The organism is Kribbella sp. NPDC048837 (assembly GCF_055586945.1).
Window position 1 is genome coordinate 685848 of record NZ_JBVJHF010000003.1, and the last position, 25895, is coordinate 711742.

Here is a 25895-nt window from a genome sequence, read left to right on the forward strand (position 1 = left end):
TCCTTAGGCCTGGCTGAAGGTCGCATGGGACGGTGAGCTATGGACCGGAATCGGGAGTTGCTGGAGCGGCTGTGGCCGACCGACGATCAGCTGGCGCTGTCGGCCGAGGCCGAGCACGAACTGCGTGCCGACGACTACGTGCTGGAGATGCCCCAGTCCGGCGAACGCATCGTCGGACGGGACAAGATGCGCGCGATGCAACAGGAGTACCCGGCGCCGCCGTCGATCCAGATCCTGCGCATCACCGGCGCCGGCGACCACTTCGTCGTCCTCGGCCGGTCGGACTACGGCGGCGACATCTACTACGTCGCGAACGTCGTCGAGTTCGAGAACGGCCGGATCGCGCGCGAGACCCGGATCTACGGCGCCCCGTTCGAGGCGCCCGCCTGGAGAGCGAAGTACGCTACTTAGCCACCTCGGTAGCGCGGGACTCGCGGACCACCGTCACCCGGATCTGGCCGGGGTAGGTGAGCTCCTCCTCGACCTGCTTGGCGATGTCGCGCGCCATCACCTGCGCGGCGATGTCGTCGACCGCGTCCGGCAGCACCATCACCCGGATCTCCCGGCCGGCCTGCATCGCGAACACCTTCTCCACACCGTCGTGGTGCATCGCGATCTCTTCGAGCCGTTCGAGCCGCTGCACATAGGCCTCCAGCGACTCGCGCCGCGCACCCGGCCGCCCGCCGCTGACGGCATCCGCGGCCTGCGTCAGTACCGCCTCGACCGTGCGGACCTCGACCTCGTTGTGGTGCGCCTCGATGCAGTGCACGACGTCGTCGTTCTCGCCGTACTTGCGAGCGAGCTCGGCACCCACGATCGCGTGACTGCCCTCGGACTCGTGCGTGAGCGCCTTGCCGATGTCGTGCAGGAACGCGCCGCGCTTGCAGAGCTTCGGATCCAGCCCGAGCTCGGCCGCCATCATCCCGGCGATGTGCGCCGACTCGACCAGGTGCTTGAGCACGTTCTGCCCGTACGACGTCCGGTAGCGCAGCAGCCCCATCGTCCGCATCAGCTCCGGGTGCAGGTCGGTGATGCCGACCTCGGCCATCGCGTCCTCGGCGGCCCGCTCGCACAGCTCGGCCACCTCGGTCTTGCTGCGTTCGTAGATCTCCTCGATCCGGCTCGGGTGGATCCGGCCGTCGAGCACGAGCGAGTCCAGGGTCAGCCGCGCGGTCTCCCGCCGTACCGGATCGAAGCAGGAGAGCAGCACCGCCTCCGGGGTGTCGTCGATGATCAGGTTGACCCCGGTGGTCTGCTCGAACGACCGGATGTTGCGGCCCTCGCGGCCGATGATCCGGCCCTTCATGTCGTCGCTCGGCAGATGGACGACGGACACGACCGACTCGCTGGTCTGCTCCGAGGCCAGCCGCTGCACGGCGCCGGTGATGATCTTGCGCGCCTTCGTCTCGCCCTCGTCGAGCGCCTGCCGCTCGATGTCGCGGACGATCGTGTGCGCGTGCCGCTTCGCCTCCGCCTCGATCGCCGCGACCAGCTCGGCCTTGGCCTGCTCGCTGGTCAGGTTCGCGACGCCTTCGAGGATCCGGCGGCGCTCGGTCTCGAGGTCCTTGATCTCGGCCTTGCGGCGATCGAGCTCCGCGAGCTGCGCGGTCAGCTCGGTCTGGCGTTCCTCGTTCGCGCGGTGCTGCTCGTCGAGCCGCTCCTCACGCTCGGTCAGCCGGTGGTCCCGGCGCTCCATCTCCAGGCGCTGCTCGCGGAGGTCGTCGCGGATCGACTGCGCCTCGGCCTCGGCTTCCCGACGTACGTCGGACGCCCGCTGCTCGGCCTCCCGCCGTACCTCCGAGGCCCGGTCCTCCGCGGCGCGGCGGATCTCCTCGGCCCGCTGCTCGGCCGTCTCCGCGCGGACCCGGAGGACGGCCGCCTCCTCCTCGGCCTGCCGGCGGACCAGCTCGGCCGCGGACTTCGCGCCGGCGGCGATGTGAGCGGCCTCGAGCTGTGCGCTCGCGGCCGCCGCGGAACTGTCGGCGGCTTTGCGGCGGGAGAGGGTCAAGCCGATCCAGGCCAGCAATCCGGCGATCAGCAGTCCGATCAGGGTCAGCCCGAGGGACGTCGCAGCTGGCATGGCCGCTAGTGACATCGGCTTCTCCCCTCTTCTTCGAGTCCTGGGTGGGACTTTGGCGTCGGTCGAAGGGAGTTCGCCACTGTCAACGGTCGAGGAAAACGGTACGGCCGAACGCACCACCGTCGTACGGCGGTGCCGTCGTCCCTCCGCTAGAGCAGTACCGCTCGCTGCTACCGCTGCACGGGCGGTGCACACGCCGTCCGGTGCCGATCGTGGCCGCTGCCGGGGCCCTCGCTTGGGTGTGCGTCACCCAGGTTCGGTTCTTCTGGCCGCTGCCACCGCCGGATCCGTCCGTCGCGGTGCCGTCTATCCGACGGCGCTGCGAGCCGCCGTCGTCCTTCCTTCAGCTCGGTCGAGCGTGGTTTCGTGTCTTCGTTCCGGCCGGTGTGGCCGGATCAACCGGCCCGCCGGTGCTATGTCCGCCACCGTCAGGTGGAGTGGTGATCCCTTCCTGATTCCGAGGCTAGGCGTGCCCTACCGGCCGGTCAAGACGGACACTCACTGGCCGCCCGGCCGATCAGCACGAGCCTCAGGCTTTAGACCACCCTCCGCGCTGGTCTACTCCACAACAAGTCACCCCGGGCATGACTCGACCCGGGGCGACTCGGTCGTTTGCTTTCGCTTTACTGACGGGGGCCCGGGAGTCCGCCCTCGGACTCGACTGGCGGCTCGGTGGCACCAGTGGCAGTCCCGCCGGTGACCGCGCCCTCGGGGCTGGACCCTGCCGAACTTGCCGGGCCGGCGTCCGGCGTCTCGCCACCGACTACCTCTGGACCGCCCGAGTTGGCGGCTTCGGCAGTCCCGTCGCTCGCCGCCTGTTCGTCCTCGGTCGCGTGGGAATCGACGTACCCGCCGACCTTCTGCTGGACCGTGTCGACCTTCTCCGCGTACTTCCCCCCGGTCTGCTTGTCGATCAGATCGCCGGCCTTCTCCACACCGGCCTTGATCTTGTCCGGGTTCTGCTTGACGACATTCCGGAGCCAGTTCTTCGCCTGTTCCTGGAAATCGTTCATTGCACCCTCCGCGGTGTCAGGGGCGGATCGACGGAAAATCCCAGCCTACGGACCGGACCAAACACCGGTCCTACTTCGGATAACACACCGTCATCCCCCACCCGTCAACGCCCCTCGCCGCGAGCCGCCTCCCGATTCCGCTCACTCTCCGTCATACACCGGACTCCAGGTGCGCTTTCGCCACGTCCGCGGGCGCGAACACCAGCCATGCGTCGAGCAGCGCTTCGCGCAACGCGGACTCCGGCACCTTGTCCAGCTCGACGAGAACGGCGGCATAGTTGTCGAAATGCGGGATCGTGAAGAATCCGTCGTTCACCCGCGCGGCGAGCACCGCTTCCTTCTCCGCGAGATCCTCCACCCGGATCGCGAGAATCGGATCAGCCGGCGGCGTCTCGTCGCCGAAACGCTTCAGATCCGCCTTGCTGAACGGGCGTTCCCACGCGTACGCCTTCCCGCCGACCGCCCAGGTGCGGGTCCCGTGCCGCGTCGTCTCCACGGTCTCCGGCAGCGCCGCGATCAGCCGCTCCACGTCGTCCAGGGTCGCCATGGCGGTCACGCTACTCCGCGGGTCTCCCACTCGACTTGAACAAAAGGACGGGATGTTCGTGCCGGTGTGACCAGGCGATGGGGCGCTCGCCTGGTCACTTCGTCGTCAGAGTCGATGACGGGTGCCACGCTCCTGGTGCGGAACGACCTGCGCCGCACCCGGGCAAGCCCGCCCAGCCCACGGCGATCCCCACCCAACCCACCGCCCCGGTCCGGTCACCGGCAGACGGCCTCGAGCACCCATCCCCTTCGTCGGCCGACTGGACCTGTCTCAGCACATCCGGAGCCCACTCGCCGCGCCTCGCCACAGACCTGCGTGTAGGTCAGTCTGCTTCCAGGCCGGAGGAATCCAACAACGGAAGCTCTTCATGACTCGCATCAAGCTCCTGCTTCACGACCGTCATCGCCAGCCCACCCGGATACCCCTTCCGAGCAAGCATCCCGAGCAGCCGCCGCATCGCCACCTCACGCTCGAGCGACCGCATCGACCGAAGCTTCCGCCGTACGAGCGTCCGAGCAGTCTCCTCCTCCTGCTCAGGATCCAGCTCCTCCAACGCATCCCGCGCGAGCTCGTCATCCACCCCACGCCGCCGCAACTCCTGCGCCAGCGCCCGCTTCCCCAGCCCACGCCCCCGATGCCGAGACTCGACCCACGCGTTCGCGAAGGCCGCATCATCAATCAGCCCGACCTCGGTAAACCGGTCCAGTACTTCCTCAGCCACCTCATCCGGAATCTCCCGCTCAGCCAGCAAATCCGCCAACTCAGCCCGAGTCCGAGGCTGCCCCGTCAACTTGTCCAGCAAGATCGTCCGAGCCACCCCGTACGGATCTGCCTCCGGATCCACCCCACCATCAACCACCTCAGGCGCCTCCCCCGTACTCCGACGCCCACCCCCAAACCCCCGCCGAACAGTCTTCCGCCGCCTCCCACCCTCAACCCCACCAGCCACAACACCGCGCCCACCCGAACCCGACCCCCCGCCGGCGTCCGAACGCCACCCTCCATCCCCACCCCGCCCGTCGCCCGCAACACGCCCCTCGCCCACAGCACGCCGGTCGTCAACACCCGCACCGTCACCGGCATCCGAGCCGAGACCTGCGCTCGCAACACGCCCGTCGTCAACACCCGCCCCGTCACCGGCATCCCGGCCGACGCCCATTCCCCGACTGTCGTTTCCGCGCCAGTCATCGCTCGTACCCCAACCGTCGTTCGTACGACGGCTGCCACTCCCACCCCGGTCGTTCGCACCCCGACCATCGTTCGTACGACGACCGTCGCTCCCACCCGCGTCGTTCACACCCCGACCATCGTTCGTACGACGACCGCCACTCGCCTCGCGATCGCCGTCCGTGCCACCCACGCGAACTCCGCCCGGCTCCACCGAGCCGGCGACGGCATGCTCCGCCTCACTCAAGTCACCCGCGGCCGCAGCCGGAGCCGAACTCGGCCCCCGCCCAGACGCACCACCAGACCACGGATCGGCCGCACCCGAGCCCCGCCCCATCCCTGGAGTGCTGTCGACCTGCTGCTTGTCCGGCGCTTGCTTGTCCGGCGCTAGCTCGTCCGGTGCTAGCTCGTCCGGCGTTCCGCCCGCGTCCTCCGACTTCTTAGGTCCGGCAATCCGTTCGCGACCACCTCGCCCCGGGCTCGTCTCCGGCATGTCAGACGCAAACGCCCGCGCCGCCGCCAACCGCTCAGCGGCCTTCTCCTCAAAGGCTCGCGCGGACGCGTCATCCTGCTCACCCCAGGGATCATCTGCCCCAGCGGTCCGCACGATCCTGCCCGCCCGCGGCCGGGACGACGCCACGTCTGCCAAGCCGTCGTCCGTGGAATCCTCCGCCCACGGATCCTCGGTCGCACCTGTGCGCTTGCTTCCACGTCCGCGGGCGCGGGCGTCCGACTGCGACCCGCCCGACGAGCCGTCGTCAGCCGCGTGATCAGCCCAGGGGTCTTCGGTCCCGGCAGTCGGCACGATCCTGCCCGCCCGCGGCCGGGACGGCGTCACGTCCGCCAAGCCGTCGTTCGCGGAATCCTCCGCCCACGGATCCTCGGTCGCACGTGTCCGCTTGGTTCCACGTCCGCGGGACTGGGATCGCGAACGGTCCGATGAACCATCGTCTGCCGAGTGGTCGGCCCACGGGTCCTCGGCTCCGGGGATTCGCCTGATCCTGCCCGCGCGCGGGCGGGACGACGTCGCCTCCGACGTGTCATCCTCTGCCCACGGGTCCTCGGTCCCGGCGGCTCGCCCGAGTCTCCCGGCGCGGGGGTGGGACGGCTTCGCGTCCAACGAGCCGTCATCGGTTGCGGCGTCCGGCCATGCGGCCGCGACGCGGCTGGTGGGCTCGCGGTCGCCGGGTGATGCGGGGCGGCTGGGGGTACGTCGGGCCGAGGTGCGGCCGGTGGTCCTTGGACGGGACTCGGGGGCAGAGCCGGGTGTTGTTGCTCGGCCGGATGCGGACGCGGATCGGCGGGCGCTTGCCGAGCCGTCCCCGGGTACGCCGGAAGCGGATGGCACCGCGCCTCGGCTGAGTGTCGCGTCCGCAGCAGGTGCGTCTTCGGCTGGCGGCGCGCTTGAGACAGGCGTCGCTGGACCGCGGGGTGATGCGCTCGCTGCGCCGCTGGAGGGTGCGCTCGCAGGGCCGCGAGAGGGTGCGCCGGCGCCGGCCTCGCCGCGGGCCAGGAGTTCTCGGGCCAGGGCCAGGCGTTCGGCGTGGGGTAGGGACAGAGCCGCGGGGGCAGCGTCGTCGGCTGGGGGCCGAGGGACGCTGCCGCCCGCGGGGGGTCGATCAGAAGTCGACATCGACCTCGGCCGTGGCGGCCTTGTCGGCCGGTGCGTCCAGGGTCGGGCCGATGCCCATCTTCTCCTTGATCTTCTTCTCCAGCTCGTTGGCCAGATCGGGGTTGTCGCGCAGGAAGTTCCGCGCGTTCTCCCGGCCCTGGCCGAGCTGGTCGCTCTCGTAGGTGAACCAGGCGCCGGCCTTGCGGACGAAGCCTTGCTCCACGCCGAGGTCGAGCAGGCTGCCCTCGCGGCTGATGCCCTGGCCGTAGATGATGTCGAACTCGGCCTGCTTGAACGGCGGGGCCACCTTGTTCTTCACGACCTTGACGCGGGTCCGGTTACCGACGACGTCGGTGCCGTCCTTCAGCGACTCGATCCGGCGCACGTCCAACCGCACCGAGGCGTAGAACTTCAGCGCCTTACCACCGGTCGTCGTCTCCGGGGAGCCGAACATGACGCCGATCTTCTCGCGCAGCTGGTTGATGAAGATCGCGGTGGTGTTCGTCCCGCTGACCGCACCGGTCATCTTCCGCAGCGCCTGGCTCATCAGCCGGGCCTGCAGACCGACGTGGCTGTCACCCATCTCGCCCTCGATCTCGGCGCGCGGCACCAGCGCGGCCACCGAGTCGATCACAACGATGTCGATCGCGCCGGAGCGAACCAGCATGTCGGCGATCTCCAGCGCCTGCTCACCGGAGTCGGGCTGCGAGACCAGCAGCGCGTCGGTGTCGACGCCCAGCTTCCGCGCGTACTCCGGGTCGAGGGCGTGCTCGGCGTCGATGAACGCCGCGATCCCGCCGGCCCGCTGAGCGTTCGCGACCGCGTGCAGGGCGACCGTCGTCTTACCGGAGGATTCCGGACCGTAGATCTCCACCACGCGACCGCGCGGCAGACCGCCGATCCCGAGGGCGATGTCGAGCGCGATCGACCCGGTCGGGATGACCTCGATCGGCGGCCTGTTCTGCTCCCCCAGGCGCATCACCGAACCCTTGCCGCACTGTCGCTCGATCTGCGTCAGCGCGGTCGCGAGCGCCTTCTCGCGATCGGCCACCGCGCGCTCCGCACTCGCTGCACCCGCCATGTGATTGCCACCTGACCCATCTGATTATCGGGGCCGCTGTCTCAGCGGCCCGGAGGACTTCTCGTGTCGCCAGAGAAGGTATCCATCACGTCGGACAGTTTTCGTCGCCACTTCGAATCTGTGGACAACATCGGCCGCCCGACACACCTTCAGGACACCAAACTATCCCGAACACCTGTTCGAATCGCAACTGACACGCCGAAGTCTGTCGGGCAACCATCCTGGACCTCCGACTCCCTACCCTGACCGTCGTGACAGACCGCCCCGACGTGCCCGACGCCGCTGTCGTCCTCGCGCTCAGCCGGGTCGAGTTCGGCGTCGACGCCGTCCTCGACTCGCTGCGCACCCAGGACCCCTTCGGCATCCGCAGCATCCTGACCGAGTACTCCGCCCAGGACCGACCCAACCTGGCCGAGAAGGGCCTGATCCTGGCGATCGACCGGCTCCTGAAGATGCGGGTGCCCGGACATATCGAGTGGCCGACGCTGCCGCTGGCCGAGCGCTGCGACTGGTGGGTCGAGCGCCTCGGTGGATTCGCCGCCGTGGTCGCGGGTCTCCCCCGGATCAGCGGTGCGGCCGCCGACCGGCTGCCGGTCAAGGACACCCTCGGCGCGGCCGTCCAGGCGATGGTGATCGGCGCGGTCTGCCGCGAGTACGGCGTCGAGGCGCATGCCGACCGTACGGCGGTCATCGCACGCGTACTCACGGACCGCCCGATCACTCCGGACGACGTACTCAAGTACGACGACCCGGTCGCGGCGGGCCAGGACGTAGCGAAGCAACTGGGTCTAGGTGATGAGTCCGAGGAGGCCGGTCTGCGCAAGGGGGTACGGCTGGTGTGGCGGATCAGCAAGCTCTTCGGTGGACTCGGTGAAGTCTTCCAGGAGCGCCCGCGGGGCAGTATCGGCGCCCGGTTCATCGGCAAGCTTCCCGCAGTCGGAGTGGTCGGCGGGTTCTTCGACGAACGCAAGGGCATCCGCAAGGCGGCGTACGAAGCCGGTGCGCTCCTGAACAGCAGCGCCTTCCGGGTCAAGCCGGTCTGACGAAAGCACTGGGTCCGCAGGCGCACTCCTGGGATGATCTCGGCATGACTGGGATCGTCATCGCGCGACCGGACGACAGTTGGCCGGCGCAGTACGAGAAGACCGCGCACGCGGTCGGCGGACTGCTCGGAGAACTCGCACTGCGGATCGATCACATCGGATCGACCTCGGTACCGGGCCTGCCGGCCAAGGACATCCTCGACATGCAGGTGACGGTCGGGACCGAGCCCGAGCTCGATGATGTGGTCGAGCGGATGGTGGCAGCGGACTGGGAGGTCCGCCCGCCCCGACGGGATCATCCGGTGCCCGGTCTGCCCGCCGACGACCTGCAGTGGGTGAAGCGCATCGTGCGGGAGCCGATGTACCGCCGGCGGGTGAACCTGCACGTCCGAGTGGCCGGTCGGGCGAACCAGCGGTACGCACTACTCTTCCGCGACTATCTGCGCAGTCATCCGGAGACAGCAGCGGCGTACGGCGCCTTCAAACGCCACGCCGCCGCACTCCAGGTCAGCGAAGCGGACTACACCGATCTGAAGGATCCGGTCTGCGATTTGATCTATCTGCCGGCCGAGGAGTGGGCCGCCCGCACAGGATGGACTGTCTGACTGCCCGTTCGGGCGAGGGGACTCAGGGTGAGCGCAGTACTACTGCGCGGTCGTTGACCCGGTTTGGTCCAGCCCGCAGGCTTGACCGAGGGGCGTCGTGATCGGCCCGACGTGCGGGCGGATGTCCCTCCAGGGGGCGTGGTTCGGGTGGCGGGAGCGGGACGGCTGGCGGCGTTGCCGTGCGGCAAGGTGTCCAAGTGGATCGTGCTGGCGCTGTGGATCGTCGCGATGGCGGCATGCTTCAGTCCAGCGGGCAAACTGACCGGTGCGCAGGAGAACGACGCCGTCTCCTGGCTACCCGGTAAGGCCGAGTCCACCGAGGTCTTGAAGGCATCCGAGCAGTTCTCGTCCCCCGACGAGATCCCGGCAGTGCTGGTGTACGAGCGCACGTCCGGAATCACCCCGGCCGACATGCAAGCGGTCGCGGACCACGTGAAGCAGTACGCCGATCTGCAGGACGTCGACCGCGACGTCATCGGGCCGATCCCCTCCGAGGACCGCAAGGCACTCCAGGTCCTCGTGCCGATCAACGCCGGCACCGGAGGCTGGGAGACGATCGGTGCGCGCGCCGAAGACATCAGGCACGTCGCGGCGGACCGTCCGGACGGACTGTCGTTCCACGTGACCGGTCCGGGCGGCTTCGCGGCCGACTCGCAGGAGGCCTTCGCAGGGATCGACGGCAAGCTCCTCTACTCCGCTGCCGCTGTAGTGATCGTGATCCTGCTACTGACCTACCGCAGCCCTGTGCTCTGGCTGCTGCCACTGATCTCCGCAGGTGTCGCACTCTTTGCCGCACAGGCCGTCGTCTACTTCTTGGCGACCGAAGCAGACCTGACTGTCAACGCCCAGAGCGCAGGCATCCTCACAGTGCTGGTGTTCGGCGCTGGGACGGACTATGCCCTGCTGCTGGTGGCTCGCTATCGCGAGGAACTCAGGAGACATGAGGACCGGCATGAGGCGATGGCGTTCGCCCTGCACCGGTCCGGTCCGGCCATCATCGCCTCCGGGTCCACAGTGGTGGCGGGCATGCTCTGTCTGCTGTTCGCGTCGATGAACTCCACTCGCGGCCTCGGTCCGGTCGCTGCGGTCGGCATCGTGGTCGCATTGCTCGCCATGCTGACCCTGCTGCCCGCACTGCTCGTCATCTGTGGGCGTTGGGTGTTCTGGCCTCTGCGTCCGACGTACGGATCCGATGACCACACCGAGACGAGCGTGTGGGGCCGCATCGGCCGACGGATCGCCGTACGGCCGCGGCTGACATGGATCGTCACCTCGGTCATCTTGGGCATCGCGTCACTCGGCATCCTGACCCTGAACGCCGGCGGACTGACCAACGAGGAGTCCTTCGTCGGTACGCCGGACTCCGTGGTCGGCGAGAAGGTCGTCGCGGCCCACTTCCCGGCCGGCGCAGGCAACCCACTGGTCGTGATCAGCAACGCCGACAAGGCCACCGAGGTCCGTACGGCGATGTCCTCGACGCAGGGCATCGCCGAAGTGGCCGAGCCACGGGTCGCCGGTGGGTTGGCGTATCTCGAGGCGACCATGACCGACGCAGTGGACACGCAAGCCGCGAAGGACACGGTCGACCGCGTGCGGGCCTCGGTGCACGCCGTACCGGATGCCAACGCGCTGGCCGGTGGGGGTGCCGCGATCCTGCTGGACACCCAGCGGGCGGCCGATCACGACAACAAGGTGATCATCCCGGTGGTGCTTGCGGTCGTGCTCGCCATCCTCGCGCTGCTGCTGCGCGCACTGGTCGCGCCGGTGCTGTTGGTGGCAACCGTCGTGCTGTCGTTCGGTGCGGCGCTCGGGATCAGCTCGCTGGTGTTCAACGCGCTCGGGTTCGAGGGCGCGGACACCTCGCTGCCGCTGTTCGTCTTCGTCTTCTTAGTGGCCTTGGGCATCGACTACAACATCTTCCTGATGACCCGTGTGCATGAGGAGTCGAAGGTGCACGGCACTCGGCGCGGTGCGCTGATCGGCGTGGCCGCGACCGGTGGCGTGATCACCTCGGCCGGTCTGGTGCTGGCCGGCACGTTCGCGGTCCTGGCGACGCTGCCGGTGGTGGCGTTCGCGGAGATCGGGATCGCGGTCGCGCTCGGCGTACTGCTCGACACCATCGTGGTCCGGTCCGTGCTGGTCACAGCGCTGAACCTCGACATCGGGCGGCACCTGTGGTGGCCGAGTCAACTGGCCAAGAAGCGTGACCCCGAGCCGGCTGACAACCTTCCTGAGGCCGAGGCGACGCTCACCAAGACCTGATCAGCGCTCGCTGGGTGGTAGTTGGAGGTGCGCCCAGACGGCGCGCCAGACGGTCTTGGCGTGCTCGCCGTCGGCCAAAGCCTCGACGACCGTGCGGCCGCCGAGCCCTTGGACGACCTGGGTCTCCGCCCAGGTCCGTGCGTAGGCCGGACCGAGATGCTGATCCATCCGTGCCCAGAACTCCGTCAGTCTCATGCCTACCGTTGTCGTCCTTCGGTGGCGGTCCCCACCCGTCCTGTCCTTCCGGCCGGCCCTGCTGAGGCGCCGACGGCCCACCTTGCTGCGGCGGACCCCAACCGCCCTGTTGAGGCGGTTGGCCACCCTGCTGCGGCGGCGGACCATACGGCGCGCCCTGCTGCGGCTGACCCGGCTGCGGTCCCCAGCCTCCCTGCCCTTGCTGCGGCGGCTGCCCCTGCTGCGGTCCTTGCGGACCCCACTGCCCCTGCCCTGGCTGGCCCTGCTGCGGCTGAGGCTGTCCAGGGTACTGCGGCTGCCCAGAGGGTCCCGGGTACGGCGCCTGTCCCGGCTGACCCGGGTACTGACCAGGCTGGCCTGGGTACTGCCCCGGCTGACCGCCGTACGGACCGGGCTGTCCGCCGTACTGACCAGGCTGCCCTGGGTACTGACCCGGCGGACCGTAGCCAGGCTGCTGACCGTAGCCCGGGTACTGACCAGCCTGCCCCGGATACGGACCGTACTGCCCGTACCCCTGCTGGGCCTTGGCCTTGCGACTGCGCAGCACGAAGAACACGACCGCGGCGACGACCAGCAGCACCAGAACGACGATGAGGATGAGCAACCAGTTCGGGAAGCTGCTGCCGGCCTCGGACGTCAGTGAGACCTTGCCGAGTTTGTCCAGACTGTCGTACGTCGCCGTGCGGCCGTCGATCTTCGCACCGTCGTCGTGCTCCAGGATCTTGCCCGGCATGGTGATCTTGAAGTTCACCTCCGGCTGGCTGCCGGACGGGACCTGCCCGAGGCTCGAGTTCACCGAGACGGTGATCTTGTCGCCGTCCTTGCGGAAGCTGACCCCGTCGCCGCTCGAGCTGCCCATCTTGTCGAACGGCACGCTCTCGAAGTCACAGGCCGAACCGACGTACTTGTCGTCGTCGAACGGCTTGCACGTGACGCCCTCGGTCGTGGTCTCCTTGATCGCGTCGTCGATGCGCTGCCGGATCGTGTCGAGCGACTGGCCGCTGGACTGCAGCAACTGCTTGTCGACCCCGATCTGCATGTTCCCCGAGACGGTCTCGTTCGACCCGACCTTGAGATCTGCGTCGACCTTCACGCACCCGGTCAGGGCGACCAGGCACGCCACGACGACGAGCGCTGCACGTACGCGGTTGATCATGTCGCCGATCATTCCAGACCACAGGGACAAGATTCGCACCGGACCGAAAGCGCCTGCTCACAGCGGGCGATGAGCCGAGGATGAAAACTGTCGGAGGGACCCGGCAAGATGGTCGGCGTGAAGAAGACCAGCGCGTTGAGCCGGTTCTCGCCCGCGACCCGGGCGTGGTTCGGCGACGTCTTCGAGGCGGCCACCCCGGCCCAGCTCGAGGCTTGGGACGCCATCACCGCGGGCCGGGATGCGCTGGTGGTCGCACCGACGGGTTCAGGCAAGACGCTGGCTGCCTTCCTCTGGGCGCTCGACCGGCTGGCCACGACACCTCCGCCGGACGACCCGAAGCTGCGCTGCCGGGTGTTGTACGTGTCGCCGCTGAAGGCGCTCGCGGTCGATGTCGAGCGCAACCTCCGTGCGCCGCTGATCGGGATCCGGGAGACCGCGCGACGGCTGGGCGAGGCGCCGCTCGACATCGAGGTGGCGGTCCGTTCCGGCGATACGCCGGCCGGCGAGCGACGACGGTTCGCCTCGCGGCCTTCCGACGTACTCATCACCACCCCTGAATCACTGTTCCTCTTGCTGACATCGCAGGGGCGCGAATCGCTGCGTGGCGTGGAGACCGTGATCGTCGACGAGGTGCACGCGGTCGCGGGGACCAAGCGCGGTGCACATCTGGCGCTCACGCTCGAGCGCCTCGACGGGTTGCTGCCGAAGCCGGCGCAGCGGATCGGCCTGTCGGCCACGGTGCGGCCGGTCGAGGAGGTCGCGCGCTTCCTCGGCGGCGAGCGGCCCGTGACCGTCGTGCAGCCGAAGTTCACCAAGCAGTGGGATCTGAGCGTCGTCGTGCCGGTCGAGGACATGGCCGAGCTGGCGAGCACGGAGCTGGAGACCTCCGGTTCCGCCGCCGGACCACCTCAGCACGCGTCCATCTGGCCGCACGTCGAGGAGCAGGTCTTCGACCTGATCGGCCAACACAACTCCACGATCGTCTTCGCGAACTCGCGCCGCCTGGCCGAGCGCCTCACCGCCAGGCTGAACGAGATCGCCGCCGAGCGGGCCGAGCTCGAGCTGGCCGAGCAGGGTTCGCCGGCTCAGGTGATGGCCCAATCGGGCGCCTCGCTCGCCGCGCCACCCTTGATCGCGCGGGCGCACCACGGCTCGGTCAGTAAGGAGCAACGGGCGCTCATCGAGGCTGACCTGAAGTCCGGCCGCCTGCCGTGTGTGGTGGCCACGAGCAGCCTCGAGCTGGGCATCGACATGGGTGCGGTCGATCTGGTCATCCAGGTCGAGGCGCCGCCGTCGGTCGCCAGCGGACTGCAGCGCGTCGGCCGCGCCGGTCACCAGGTCGGAGCGGTGTCGCGAGGGGTGCTGTTCCCCAAGTTCCGCGGCGACCTGATCGACACGGCCGTCGTCGTGCAGCGGATGCGCGACGGGCTGATCGAGAGCCTGCACATCCCTGCCAATCCGCTCGATGTGCTGGCCCAGCAGATCGTGTCGATCGTTTCGCTGGACACGGTCGATGTCGACGAGCTGTTCGCGCTGGTACGACGCTGTGCGCCGTTCGCGACCTTGCCGAGGTCGGCGTACGACGGAGTCCTGGACATGCTGTCGGGCCGGTACCCCTCGGACGAGTTCGCGGAGTTGCGACCGCGGATCGTGTTCGACCGGGTCAGCGGTGAGATCTCCGGGCGGCCAGGAGCACAGCGCCTCGCGGTGACGAGTGGCGGGACGATCCCGGATCGCGGGCTGTTCGGCGTCTTCCTGGTCGGCGAGTCGACCAACCACCGGGTCGGCGAGCTCGACGAGGAGATGGTGTACGAATCGCGGGTCGGCGACGTGTTCACCCTCGGGGCGTCGAGTTGGCGGATCGAGGACATCACTCACGATCGGGTCCTGGTCTCCCCCGCGCCCGGACAGCCGGGGCGATTGCCGTTCTGGAAGGGCGATGCGGTCGGGCGGCCGGCCGAGCTCGGTGCGGCCACGGGCGCCTTCGTCCGGAAGATGGCTTCTTTGCCCGCGGCCAAGGCGGTCGAGCGAGCGCGGACGGCCGGCCTGGACGAGTACGCCGCGAACAACCTCGTCTCGTACCTGGCCGAGCAGCGCGACGCGACCAGCCGGGTGCCGGATGACGTGACCGTCGTGGTCGAGCGGTTCCGGGACGAGCTGGGCGACTGGCGGGTCTGCGTGCATTCGCCGTACGGCGGTCAGGTGCACGGACCGTGGGCACTGGCGATCGCGGCGCGGCTGCGCGAGCGGTACGGGATGGACGCGCAGTCGGTGTCCGGTGATGACGGGATCGTGTTGCGGCTGCCGGAGACGGACGAGCCGCCACCGGGTGCGGATCTGGTGCTGTTCGATCCGGCGGAGATCGAGGACTTGGTGACCGCCGAGGTCGGCGGCTCGGCGTTGTTCGCCGCACGGTTCCGCGAGTGTGCGGCGCGAGCGTTGCTGTTGCCGCGGCGGAATCCGGGGCGGCGGTCGCCGTTGTGGCAGCAGCGTCAGCGGTCGGCGCAGTTGTTGTCGGTGGCAAGTAAGTATGGCTCGTTCCCGATCGTGCTCGAGACGCTGCGCGAGGTGCTGCAGGACGTCTACGACCTGCCGGCGTTGAAGGATCTGCTCACCGGGATCAGCGAGCGGCGGATCTCGGTGGTCGAGGTGGAGACACCGGAGGCTTCGCCGTTCGCGAAGTCGTTGCTGTTCGGGTATGTGGGCGCGTTCATGTACGAGGGCGACAGTCCGCTCGCGGAGAAACGGGCTGCCGCGCTGGCGTTGGATCAGAGCTTGCTTGCCGAGTTGCTCGGGCGGACCGAGCTGCGGGAGTTGCTCGATGCTGAGGTCGTGTTGCGGACCGAGGCTGAGCTGCAACGGCTCGCGGAGGACCGCCGGGCACGTGATGCTGAGGGGCTGTTCGACGTACTGCGGATGGTTGGTCCGTTGTCGTTGTCCGAGGCCTCGCAGCGTTGCGTCGATGGTGCCGATGCCGAGTCGTGGTTGACGTCGTTGGCTTCTGCTCGGCGGGTCGTCCGGGTTCGGGTCGCCGGTGAGCATCGGTGGGCCGTGGTCGAGGACGTGGCCCGGTTGCGTGACGCCCTCGGCGTGCCGCTCCCACCCGGCGTCGCGGAGGCGCATGCGGAGCCGGTTGCCGATCCGCTGGGCGATCTGGTCTCTCGGTACGCGCGGACGCACGGGCCGTTCCGGGCTATCGATCTCGCAACTCATCTGGGGATCGGCGTTGCGGTTGTCACCGATGCGCTGCGGCGACTGGGTGCGGCGGGGCGGGTCGTCGAGGGTGAGTTCTTGCCTGGCGGGATCGCTCTCGAGTGGTGTGACAGCGAGATCCTGCGGTTGCTTCGGCGTCGATCGCTGGCCGCGTTGCGCAAGGAGGTCGAGCCGGTCGATCCGTCTGCGCTCGCCCGGTTCCTGCCTGCGTGGCAAGGGATCACGAGCAGCCGAGGGCGTGGGTACGACGTACTTCTCGGCGCGGTCGAGCAGTTGGCCGGCTGCGCCGTACCGGCCTCGGCGCTGGAGTCGATCGTGCTGCCGTCACGGGTGCCGGGGTATCAGCCGTCGATGCTGGACGAGCTGACAGCGACGGGTGAGGTGGTGTGGGCAGGTTCGGGTTCGCTGCCCGGGACGGATGGGTGGGTGTCTCTGCACCTTGCGGACAACTCTGACTTGACGCTGCCTGATCCGGATCCTGCGTTCGAGCTTGGCGACACCCATCAGGCGGTGCTGGACGCGTTGTCGGGTGGTGGCGCCTTCTTCTTCCGGCAGTTGAGTGACGTCGTCGGGGCTGCGGCGGGTGTGGTGGATGACGAGACGATGGTCGGGGTGCTGTGGGATCTTGTGTGGGCCGGACATCTGACCAACGACACTCTTGCTCCGGTGCGCTCACTGGTCGGCGGTGGGCGGGGTAGTCATCGGGTTCGACGTACGACGCCTCGTCCGCGGCCGGGACGTCCGCGCCGGCCGGCGATGCCGGCTCGTAGTGGGCCGCCGACGGCCGGCGGACGGTGGTCGTTGCTTCCGGCCCGTAGTGAGGATGCGACCCGGCGGGCGCACGCTGCGGCGGAGACGCTGCTCGATCGGTACGGGATCGTCACGCGGGGGTCGGTGATCACCGAGCGGACACCGGGTGGGTTCGCAGCCGTGTACAAGGTGCTGAGTGCCTTCGAGGAGTCGGGGCGGTGTCGGCGTGGGTACTTCGTCGCTGGGCTGGGGGCTGCGCAGTTCGCCCTACCAGGTGCGGTCGATCGACTACGGGCCTTGGCCGAGTTGCCCACTGGAACCCCTCGATCTACGGCCGGTGGTCGCCGCGACGCGGAGCTGACCGCGCGGGCCGTCGTACTCGCGGCTTCCGACCCCGCGAACCCGTACGGCGCTGCCCTGCCGTGGCCCGAGCGGGAGAGCGCGGGCGGACACCGGCCTGGGCGGAAGGCCGGGGCGTTGGTCGTGATGGTGGACGGGCAGTTGATCGTGTATGTCGAGCGTGGCGGGCGGACCGTGCTGAGTTTCACCGAGGACTCTGATCTGTTGCAGCCTGCGGTTGATGCACTGGCCTTGGCGATCCGGGATGGCCAGTTGGGCAAGCTCAGTGTGGAGACCGCTGACGGTGAGCAGGTCCGGCACACGGCGTTCGGTGACGCGTTGGCGAAAGCGGGCTTCCATGCGACGCCGCGGGGCTTGCGGCTCCGGGCCTGAGTGGCTGGCTGGCTTGAGCGATGCCTGAGGGAGATACCGTCTGGAGGGCTTGCAAGCGGCTGAACCAGGCCCTTGGTGGGCAGGAGCTGCTCCGGACCGACTTCCGCGTGCCATCGCTCGCGACGACCGACCTGAGCGGGCGGACGATGCTCGAGGTCGTTGCGCGCGGCAAGCATTTGCTGATGCGGGTGTCCGGCGGGGTGACGGTGCACAGTCATTTCCGGATGGACGGGAGCTGGCATCTGTACCGGCCCGGCGAGCGTTGGCATGGCGGACCCGATCACCAGATCCGCGCCGTCCTCGAGACTGCTGCCTGGACGGCCGTCGGCTACCGGCTGCCGGTGCTCGATCTCGTCGCGACGGACGCCGAGGACACCGTTGTCGGCCACCTCGGGCCGGACCTGCTGTCGCCGTCCTTCGACCGCGCGTTGGCAATCGCCAACGTCGAGGCTGAGCCGGAGCGGACCATCAGCGAGGCGTTGCTGGATCAGCGGAATCTCGCCGGGATCGGGAACTTCTATCGCACCGAGATCTGCTTCCTCCTCGGTCTCCACCCATGGCGACCGGTCTCGGCCGTCGACGTACCCGTCGCGGTCGATCTCAGCCGCCGGCTGATGAAGGCGAACGTACGCAATGGCACGCAGGTGAGCACTGGCGTCGACCGGCCTGGCCAGCGGTCCTGGGTGTTCGAACGCGCCGGCAAATCGTGCCGTCGCTGCGGTACGACGATCCTGACCGCCTCACTCGGCGAGCCACCCCGCGACCGCGTCACCTATTGGTGCCCGGCCTGCCAGCCCGAGAACTGACCTGTGGACAACGCCAGGATCGGGGTGGGACACGGATATCTTCTCTGACGCATCGAACATTTGTTCGATCAGAGAGGAGACGGTGATGTGCGACAGGTGCGGTGGCTTGACCAACAAGCAGTACGCAGAACAGATCGAACGCAACATCCAGACCTACGGCTGGACCATGCAGTACGTCGAGGGCGACGGCGCCCGCAACCCCGCCTTCGGCTTCAGCCTCGGGCTCAGCCTGTACCGGCACCCGGAGATCATCGTGTTCGATCCCGACCCCGCCTGGGTCTACCTCGGACTCAAACCCCTGGCCTGGGCCGTGATGGACGGCGCCGTCTTCGACGAGGGCGACGACCTGTCGGAGTACTTCCCACCCCCAGAATCCGCGGAACTCCTCCGCTTCCCCGACTCCGCCACCCACCTCTTCACCGCCAACCACATGTTCCGCCAACCCAACGACCCTCCCCTCCCAGCCCTCCAACTCCTCTGGCCAACCCGAGTCGCCCTGATCCAACCCACCACCCCGCACCCCACCCCCGACTAACCCACCCCGCCAGCGAGGCAGCGCAACCTGAACACCAGACCGAGGCCACAATCCCGAGGCCATCTCCCCTACCCACTTGGTCGACCGACCCACAACGAGCCACCACTGGGCGCACGCTGCCAGCTAACCTCCGCCCGTGTCGCCTCACCGGCCCCGACTAACCCACCGCGTCAACTGACGGCGGCCCGCCTCGCTCCATCCCGCCAACACCACCCACTCGTCCGCCCACTCCGCCAACCCCGGACCAAAGCAGTCGCCCCACCAGCAACCAACTCCGTGAGCCGAGGCAGTTCCCCCGGGTCGCACGCTGTCAGGCCGCGACTGGAGGCTCCGGCTGCCCTTGCCGGTCTGGGTCAGCGGCGCGTGCTGCTGCCGGGCGTCTCTTCCGCGCGAATGCTGGCTGTGTGCAGAGCGGTGCGGGCGGCCGCGATCGCGGGGTGGGCGCCGGTGCCGCGGCGGTACGCCAGGTGGGTTGTGCGGCGGATGGCGAGGGGCGTCAGTACGACGGCGGACGGCGGTGAGACGGCGCCTAGGTCGGGGACGAAGGCGACGCCTTGGCCGGCAGCCACCAGGGCGAGTACGGCGCCGAAGTCGTCGGCGTGGTGGCGGATCCGCGGCGTGAATCCGGCAGCCTCACACGCCCTGATGGTCAGCGCGTGACAGAGGGTGCCGGGGGTGCCAGCTATCCACGGGGAATCATGCCGGTCAACCAAGGGTCCGGCAGTCAGTGCGGCGAGGTGGACGGTCTCTTGCAGCAGTGGTTCGGTTTGCAGCCCCGAATGGGAGGTGAGCGGCACGTAGTCGTATTCCTGGACCAATGCGATGTCGAGGCTTTCCTCGCGGAGGGCGTCGGGCACTGACGCCGGATCCAGTTCGGTGACCATCAGGTCCAGGCCCGGATGCTCGGTGCTGAGGGCAACGACGGCGGGCGTCAGGATCGTCGGGACTGCCGTCGGGAAGACACCGATGCGCAGCGTTCCGGTGAGGGCGGTGGCGGTCGACGCCAGTTCGGCGGCGGCCTCCTGGAGGATCTCGAGGATCGACTCAGTGCGTTCGACGAGACCACGTGCCGCTGGGGTCAGCGTCACCCGTCGGCCGGTGCGTTCGAGCAATTGGACGCCGGCTTCGCGTTCGAGAGCGCTGAGTTGTTGCGAGACCGCCGACGGGGTGTACATGAGCGCCTCGGCGACGGCCGCGATCGTTCCACGATGGGCCAACTCACGGAGCAGCCGGAGCTTGCGCACGTCAAGCATAAGCACACCTTACGCTCGGCTACAGAAATGCGAACTAGACCTGTAGAGCAAGGTCAGCGATCGTCGAGCCATGTCGCTCACCGGTCTCTTCGTTCCACTGGTCACGCCCTTCACCGAAGCCGATGAACTCGCCTCGGACGCCCTGGAGTCGCTCGCCCATGCCGTGCTCGACGATGGGGCGGCCGGCATCGTCGCCCTGGGGACCACAGGCGAACCGGCGACGCTGACGTCGGCCGAGCGCCGCAAGGTCGTCGACATCTGCGCCGGAGTCTGCGTGGAGCGCGGCGCGGACCTGATCGTCGGCGCCGGCTCGAACTCAACCGACGGCTCAATCGGCGTGCTCGGGGAGCTCAATCCTCGCGCCACCGCGGCCCTCGCCGTCGTTCCGTACTACACCCGACCGTCGGAGGAAGGCGTCGTTGAGCACTTCCGCCGACTCGCCGCCGCGAGTCCCGTGCCGTTGCTCGTCTACAACGTCCCCCACCGCACGGGCAGGCCACTGACAGCCGACACCCTCCGCCGGCTCGCCCTCCTGTCGAACGTCGCCGGCTTCAAGCACGCAGTAGGCGGCATCGACGATGCAACCGTCGCGTTCATGAGCGACTTGCCAGCAGACGTCGCGGTTCTAGCCGGTGACGACCTCCACGCCGGACCGTTGCTGGCTCTCGGCGCGCACGGGGCAATTCTGGCCTGCGCCAATGTGGCGCCTCGTGCCTACGCCGACCTGCTCGCCGCCTGGCACGACGGCCCGCTCGACGAGGCACGCCGCCTCAACAACCAGTTGGTGCCGCTAGCCCAAGCCCTCTTCGCCGAGCCCAACCCAGCGGTCATCAAGGCCGTACTCGCCGCCCAGGGCAGGATCCCCACCGCACACGTCCGCCTCCCCCTACTTGAGGCCAGCGCGACCGCCACCACAGCTGCCCTCAGCTGCTGCCAGTTCTCCCTAAGCCGCGCAAGCTGAAGCGCCACTCATAACGCAAGCTCAGCGGCAGACGGGTGATCCGGGGACGCCGGGGCGGCGGCATGCACCACGAACCGGTCGCGCTGCAGGTGGAAGCAGGCGGAAACACAGGGAGCCAGAAAGGGCTGCAGCGAGGTCGACTCCGCGGACAGAGGTCGCACAGGAGCCGTGCGCGCGGGCTGTGGTGCCGGAGGTGAGGGTGGCCGGGGTTAGGCGGCGGAGGCTACTACCTCGGGCTCGATGGTTGTGGGGTGGGCGAGGACGAGGGCCTCTTCGCGGGCTAGGTCTTCGCTGACTTCGGCGAAGACGGTCGACAGCGGGACGTCCAGGGCCATGCAGATGGCGGCCAGCAGTTCGCTGGAGGCCTCCTTCTGGCCGCGCTCCACCTCGGACAGGTATCCGAGGCTCACACGAGCGTCGGCGGATACCTCGCGGAGGGTGCGCCCTTGGCGCAGCCGCTTACGCCGCAGGACGTCGCCCAGCAGGCCACGAACCAGCACCATGAGGTTTCTCCCTTCCGCCTGTCCGGTCGTCTCTACTCGCACGGTAGCGCGACCGTAGGAACCAACGGTACCCGTTGCTGGGTCACTGCTCCTCGCAATGTCCACCTTCGGTGCGCCGCGCCAGTCTGCCCTACCTGTCCCCATGCTGGTCTCAACACGCCGATCAGTCGAGTTCTTCCGCCACCAAAGCTGCTCCGAGTTCCAGAACGGCCAGTACGCTCGCCTGCCGGATGCTCGCTCGGTCACCGGTCAACTGCAGTTTGCGCACCTGTACCGACCCCGGTCCGGCCGCGGCGACGTACACCGTGCCGGCCGCAATGCCCGCCTGCGGGTCCGGACCGGCCACACCGGTCGTCGCCAGTCCGTAGGTGGCGTCCAGGCGCTCTCGGACGCCGGTGGCGAGGGCGGCGGCTGTATCCGGGTGTACTGGACCCACAGCAGCCAGCAGGTCCTCAGGTACGCCCGCAAGCTTGGCCTTCAGGTCTGTCGCGTACACGACCACACCGCCGCGGTACACCGCCGACACTCCCGGCACATCTGTCAGCGCGGCTCCGACCATGCCGCCGGTCAACGACTCAGCCGTCGCAACCGTCTCTCCCCGCTCCTTCAACACCCCCACTAGGCGCCCCAGCACCGCTTCGAGCCCTGCGTCCCCAGCACCCACCCAGTCACCTCCGCAGTCACAAACAAACCCAACCTCACCACAGATCGGCGTTCGCGGGTGCATTCCACCGATGAGTGAAAAGGCGAGGCGGGGTCACAGCAGGCGGCGTCGGACGCGGAGGCGGGGTGGCGCGGGGCACGGGACGGCGGGCGCGGATTGCCAGGTCGGCGTACGGCTGATGCAGCCACCTAGGAGTGGACCGCGGGAGGGCGCGAGCGCGGGTTGGCTGCGGGGGTGCGGGCGGGTGGGGTTATGGGAGGGGGCGTTTGGCGGCGGCTCGGAGGCGGAGGGCTCGGCCTACGTAGTCGATGCCGGTGATGATCGTGACGAGGACGGCGGCGGCCATGAAGGCTACGGCGGTCCAGTGGAGGGGGGCGAAGGACTGCCATGGGAGGAGGTACAGGCCTAGGGCGATGGCCTGGAGGACGGTTTTGAGTTTGCCGCCTCGGCTTGCGGGCATGACGCCGTGGCGGATGACCCAGAAGCGGAGGGCAGTGACGCCCCACTCGCGGACCAGGACCACGATGGTGACCCACCAGGGGAGTTCGCCCAGGTAGGAGAGGCCGATGAAGGCGGCGCCGGTGAGCGCCTTGTCGGCGATCGGGTCGGCGATCTTGCCGAAGTTCGTGACCAGGTTCCAGCGGCGGGCGATGTCTCCGTCGAAGCGGTCGGTGACGATCGCGACGACGAACGCGGCGGTCGCGAGCAGGCGGTTGCCGTCGGTGGTGCCGCCATCGCGGAGCAGCAGCCAGACGAAGAGCGGGACCAGGACGAGCCGCAGGACGGTGAGCGCGTTCGGCACGTTCCACGCGCTGGGCGCGTGGAGCTGGCCGGCGCGCGGCGCCGGGTTCGTCGGAGGGTTGGTCACGCGGTCAGGTTAGCCGCCGGACGGCCGTCCTGGTGTCCCACGAGTGCCGCGAACTCGGCGATCAGGTCGACCCCGTCGCTCCCGACCACCTTCGCGGACACCAGATCGCCGACCCGAACTCCCTCCGGAAGCCCGATCACCGTCGTCGAACCGTCCACCTCCGGGCCCTGATGGGCAGCCCGCCCCTCCCCCGTCCGAGCGTCATCGGAGGAGTCGGAAGGGGCATCCATGGACTCCACGAGGACTTCGAGGAGTTCGCCGATGCGGGATTCGGCCCGGGCGGAGGTGAGGTCTTCGGCCAGGCGGGTGACGCGGTCGAGGCGGGCGGCGATGGTGTCTTCGTCGAGCTTGCCGTCGTAGGTCTCCGCTTCGGTGCCGTCCTCGTCGGAGTAGCCGAAGACGCCGATCGCGTCGAGGCCTGCGCGGGAGAGGAAGTCGCAGAGGATGTCGACGTCTTCCTCGGTCTCGCCGGGGAAGCCCACGATGACGTTGCTGCGGATGCCTGCGGTGGGGGCGGTCGCGCGGACTTGGGCGATGAGTTCCAGGAAGCGCTCGGAGTCGCCGAAGCGGCGCATGCGGCGCAGGAGCGGGCCGGAGGCGTGCTGGAAGGAGAGATCGAAGTACGGGACGACGCCGGGGGTCGATGTCATCGCGGCGATCAGGGTCGGGCGCATCTCCGCGGGCTGGAGGTAGGAGACGCGTACGCGGGTGATGCCGGAGACCGCGGCGATCTCGCCGACCAGGGTCTCGAGCAGGCGGAGGTCGCCGAGGTCCTTGCCGTAGGAGGTGGAGTTCTCGGAGACGAGGAAGAGTTCGCGTACGCCGTTCTCCGCGAGCCACTCGGCTTCGCGGAGGACCTCGGCGGGGCGGCGGGAGACGAACGCGCCGCGGAACATCGGGATCGCGCAGAACGCACAGCGGCGGTCGCAGCCGGAGGCGAGCTTGAGCGGGGCCATCGGGCCGCCGTCGAGCCGGCGCCGCACGACGCGGGGGCCGCTGGCCGGGGCCGAGGCGAGGTCGGGGGCGTCGATCGTCAGCTCTTCCGGGCGACCTGTGGCGAAGCGGCCCTTGAGGGCGGGGCCGTCGGTTGAGGTGCCGTCTGCAGACGCGTCTTGTGTCGGCCGGAGCTGCTCGGGGATGTGGTCACCGAGGACGGGTGCGCCGGCGGATGCGCGGTTGCCGCGGCCCCGCATCTGCTCCGCGTGATCGCCGTCAGCCTGGTCAGCGGCCGCTGGCGCGCCGTGGGCCTGCTGGGCGGGAACCCCCTGAGCCCGGTCGGCGGTGTCGCCGTGGGCGTGGTCCGGGGTGTGGTCGCCGTGGCCCGGGATGGCTATGCCGGTGGTGGTGGCTCGGGCGGCGGGGGCCAGGGGGAGCAGTTTGCGGCGGTCGCGGGGGACGTGGGGCTGGTGCTTGGTGCCGGCGAGGATCGAGCGGAGGCGGTCGGAGATGTCGGCGTAGTCGTCGAAGCTGAGGACCGCGTCGGTCTCGGGGAGGGCCTCGGCGAGTTGTTCGCCGTACCGCTCGGCGAGGCAGCCGACCGCGACGACGGCCTGGGTGCGGCCGGAATCCTTGTAGTCGGCGGCGGCGAGGAGGGTGTCGACGGAGTCCTTCTTCGCGGCTTCGACGAACCCGCAGGTGTTCACCACCACGGTGTCCGCGTCGGCGGCGTCCTCGACCAGCCGGAACCCGCCGGCTTCGAGCCGGCCGGCCAGTTCCTCGGAGTCGACATCGTTGCGGGCACAGCCCAGCGTGACCAGGGCGACGGTGGTGGGTGGCGTAGTCATCACCACGAGTATGACTCGCGGTGCAGTCCGCGACCTAACTCACCAACACACCTCACACGTGAGCTTGCTCAACCACCGCGTACGCCGCGAGGTGGTCGAACGGGCAAGCGGGGACACGGGTGGCGCCGACGGCGGGTGGGGAACGGGCTGGTGGAGAACGCACCGCCGGCGGAGGCGCGGGCCGGGGAACCGGCGGGTAGAGAGCATGCCGCGAGGAACGCGTCGGCCGGGAACCGGCGGATGGGGACGTGCCGGGGGAAACGCACCGTCCAGGGAGCCGGCGGGTGGGGCGCGGGGTGGGCTCCTACGAGGGCTGGGTTTTGGTGAGGGTGCCGTTGGGGTGGGCTACGAAGCGGTAGAGGTTGGTGTTGAGGCGCTTGCCGTTGAGGGTGACGATCAGGTTGGCGGGGTTGCCGACGGTGATGCGGATGTCGCCGGTGCTGGTGACGGACTGGGCGATGCCGGGGCTGAGGTGCCCCTGGAAGAGTCGCTTGTTCTTCTTGTCGCGGACCGTGAGATAGGTGCCGTCGCCCTTCGCGGTCAACGTGAGCTCGGTCTTCAGGACCGGGGGCTTCTTCGACGGCGTGCGGGTGGGACGGGCTGACGGCTGCGGTGTCGCCTTCGGGGTGGGGGTGGTGACGGTCGCGGTGGTGGTCGCGGTCTTCGAGGCGTTGGCCTCGATGTCGCTCGGGAGCGTGAACAGGCGGACCATCCCCCAGCCCATCAGACTGACCAGGATCGCGCCGACCACGACGGCCCAGCGTGGGCGGGCCGGGTGCAGGGTCGGGCCCTTGACCGCGGCACGTTCCTCGCGGCGGGACTTCTCCTCCTCGGCGGCGTGCTCGGCGTCGAAGCTGGCGAGCAGTGGCGCCGGATCGGCCTTGACCACGCGGGCGATCGAGCGGATATGCCCACGGGCGTAGAAGTTCCCGCCGCAGCGGGAGAAGTCGTCGGCCTCCATGGCGACGAGCAGCCCGGTTCTGATCCGGGTCGCGGCGCTCAGCTGCTCGATCGTCATGTCGGCCCGTTCGCGGGCCGCCGTGAGCTCGCTGCCGATGCTCACGT

General features: G+C 69.1%; 20 protein-coding genes and 1 pseudogene. 8 read left to right on the forward strand and 13 right to left on the reverse strand.

What is annotated here, in order from left to right:
- Nucleotides 1–39: 39 nt before the first annotated feature.
- Nucleotides 40–411, forward strand: coding sequence for a nuclear transport factor 2 family protein (locus tag ACZ6O0_RS18885; protein WP_465766201.1), 372 nt, complete (start codon nt 40–42; stop codon nt 409–411).
- Here the strand turns inward: ACZ6O0_RS18885 and rny are convergent.
- From rny to recA, 5 genes are all read right to left on the reverse strand, one after another.
- Complete coding sequence (gene rny / locus ACZ6O0_RS18890) at nt 404–2080, reverse strand: ribonuclease Y (RefSeq protein ID WP_465766202.1); 1677 nt, start codon at nt 2078–2080, stop codon at nt 404–406. The two genes, ACZ6O0_RS18885 and rny, sit on opposite strands and share 8 nt — an antisense overlap.
- A 623-nt stretch (nt 2081–2703) precedes the next feature.
- The gene (locus ACZ6O0_RS18895; RefSeq protein WP_465766203.1) at nt 2704–3093 is read right to left on the reverse strand and encodes an antitoxin; all 390 of its coding nucleotides are present in this window, start codon (nt 3091–3093) and stop codon (nt 2704–2706) included.
- 151 nt (nt 3094–3244) lie between these two features.
- Entirely contained in the window at nt 3245–3640 is a 396-nt protein-coding gene (locus ACZ6O0_RS18900) for an MmcQ/YjbR family DNA-binding protein (RefSeq protein ID WP_465766204.1), read from the reverse strand.
- A 322-nt stretch (nt 3641–3962) separates the two neighbouring features.
- Entirely contained in the window at nt 3963–4457 is a 495-nt protein-coding gene (locus ACZ6O0_RS18905) for a regulatory protein RecX (RefSeq protein ID WP_465766431.1), read from the reverse strand.
- A gap of 1969 nt (nt 4458–6426) precedes the next feature.
- The gene (gene recA, locus ACZ6O0_RS18910) at nt 6427–7500 is read right to left on the reverse strand and encodes a recombinase RecA (RefSeq protein WP_465766205.1); all 1074 of its coding nucleotides are present in this window, start codon (nt 7498–7500) and stop codon (nt 6427–6429) included.
- 251 nt (nt 7501–7751) lie between these two features.
- Here recA and ACZ6O0_RS18915 point away from each other — a divergent pair, with 251 nt between their 5' ends.
- From ACZ6O0_RS18915 to ACZ6O0_RS18925, 3 genes are all read left to right on the forward strand, one after another.
- On the forward strand, nt 7752–8543 hold the full coding sequence (locus ACZ6O0_RS18915; RefSeq protein ID WP_465766206.1) for a hypothetical protein: 792 nt from the start codon (nt 7752–7754) through the stop codon (nt 8541–8543).
- Nucleotides 8544–8587: 44 nt separating this feature from the next.
- Nucleotides 8588–9148 carry a GrpB family protein gene (locus ACZ6O0_RS18920; RefSeq protein WP_465766207.1) on the forward strand — a complete coding sequence of 187 codons (561 nt, stop codon included), beginning with the start codon at nt 8588–8590 and terminating at the stop codon, nt 9146–9148.
- 147 nt (nt 9149–9295) lie between these two features.
- Nucleotides 9296–11410 (forward strand): MMPL family transporter, encoded by a 2115-nt coding sequence (locus ACZ6O0_RS18925; RefSeq protein ID WP_465766208.1) that lies wholly within the window; start codon nt 9296–9298, stop codon nt 11408–11410.
- Here ACZ6O0_RS18925 and ACZ6O0_RS18930 read toward each other — a convergent pair whose 3' ends face one another.
- Together ACZ6O0_RS18930 and ACZ6O0_RS18935 are read right to left on the reverse strand one after the other, a co-directional pair.
- Nucleotides 11411–11605, reverse strand: coding sequence for a DUF3046 domain-containing protein (locus ACZ6O0_RS18930; RefSeq protein ID WP_360371088.1), 195 nt, complete (start codon nt 11603–11605; stop codon nt 11411–11413). It lies immediately after the preceding gene.
- Between the two features lie 670 nt (nt 11606–12275).
- Nucleotides 12276–12773 (reverse strand): annotated as a pseudogene (locus ACZ6O0_RS18935) (LppM family (lipo)protein); the annotation flags it as partial.
- A gap of 96 nt (nt 12774–12869) precedes the next feature.
- Between ACZ6O0_RS18935 and ACZ6O0_RS18940 the strand changes: the two are divergent.
- The 3 genes from ACZ6O0_RS18940 to ACZ6O0_RS18950 all read left to right on the forward strand — a co-directional run bounded on the left by ACZ6O0_RS18940 (nt 12870) and on the right by ACZ6O0_RS18950 (nt 18797).
- Nucleotides 12870–17456 (forward strand): ATP-dependent helicase, encoded by a 4587-nt coding sequence (locus ACZ6O0_RS18940; protein WP_465766209.1) that lies wholly within the window; start codon nt 12870–12872, stop codon nt 17454–17456.
- Between the two features lie 20 nt (nt 17457–17476).
- Nucleotides 17477–18262: an Fpg/Nei family DNA glycosylase gene (locus ACZ6O0_RS18945; RefSeq protein WP_465766210.1), complete on the forward strand. Its 786-nt coding sequence runs from the start codon at nt 17477–17479 to the stop codon at nt 18260–18262.
- A 106-nt stretch (nt 18263–18368) separates the two neighbouring features.
- A complete protein-coding gene (locus ACZ6O0_RS18950; RefSeq protein WP_465766211.1) occupies nt 18369–18797 on the forward strand; it encodes a DUF4262 domain-containing protein in 429 nt (142 codons plus the stop codon).
- Between the two features lie 353 nt (nt 18798–19150).
- Here ACZ6O0_RS18950 and ACZ6O0_RS18955 read toward each other — a convergent pair whose 3' ends face one another.
- Nucleotides 19151–20050, reverse strand: a complete 900-nt coding sequence (locus ACZ6O0_RS18955; protein WP_465766212.1) for a LysR family transcriptional regulator — start codon at nt 20048–20050, stop codon at nt 19151–19153.
- Nucleotides 20051–20120: 70 nt separating this feature from the next.
- Here ACZ6O0_RS18955 and dapA point away from each other — a divergent pair, with 70 nt between their 5' ends.
- Entirely contained in the window at nt 20121–21011 is an 891-nt protein-coding gene (gene dapA / locus ACZ6O0_RS18960; protein WP_465766213.1) for a 4-hydroxy-tetrahydrodipicolinate synthase, read from the forward strand.
- A gap of 209 nt (nt 21012–21220) precedes the next feature.
- Here the strand turns inward: dapA and ACZ6O0_RS18965 are convergent, their stop codons facing one another.
- The 5 genes from ACZ6O0_RS18965 to ACZ6O0_RS18985 all read right to left on the reverse strand — a co-directional run bounded on the left by ACZ6O0_RS18965 (nt 21221) and on the right by ACZ6O0_RS18985 (nt 25893).
- Nucleotides 21221–21514 carry a helix-turn-helix domain-containing protein gene (locus tag ACZ6O0_RS18965; protein WP_465766214.1) on the reverse strand — a complete coding sequence of 98 codons (294 nt, stop codon included), beginning with the start codon at nt 21512–21514 and terminating at the stop codon, nt 21221–21223.
- A 163-nt stretch (nt 21515–21677) separates the two neighbouring features.
- Nucleotides 21678–22178 carry a CinA family protein gene (locus ACZ6O0_RS18970; protein ID WP_465766215.1) on the reverse strand — a complete coding sequence of 167 codons (501 nt, stop codon included), beginning with the start codon at nt 22176–22178 and terminating at the stop codon, nt 21678–21680.
- A gap of 250 nt (nt 22179–22428) precedes the next feature.
- Nucleotides 22429–23046 (reverse strand): CDP-diacylglycerol--glycerol-3-phosphate 3-phosphatidyltransferase, encoded by a 618-nt coding sequence (gene pgsA, locus ACZ6O0_RS18975; protein WP_465766216.1) that lies wholly within the window; start codon nt 23044–23046, stop codon nt 22429–22431.
- Entirely contained in the window at nt 23043–24830 is a 1788-nt protein-coding gene (locus ACZ6O0_RS18980; RefSeq protein ID WP_465766217.1) for a MiaB/RimO family radical SAM methylthiotransferase, read from the reverse strand. The genes pgsA and ACZ6O0_RS18980 overlap by 4 nt, the downstream gene beginning before the upstream one ends.
- Before the next feature lie 304 nt (nt 24831–25134).
- A complete protein-coding gene (locus tag ACZ6O0_RS18985; RefSeq protein ID WP_465766218.1) occupies nt 25135–25893 on the reverse strand; it encodes a helix-turn-helix domain-containing protein in 759 nt (252 codons plus the stop codon).
- Nucleotides 25894–25895: the final 2 nt, after the last annotated feature.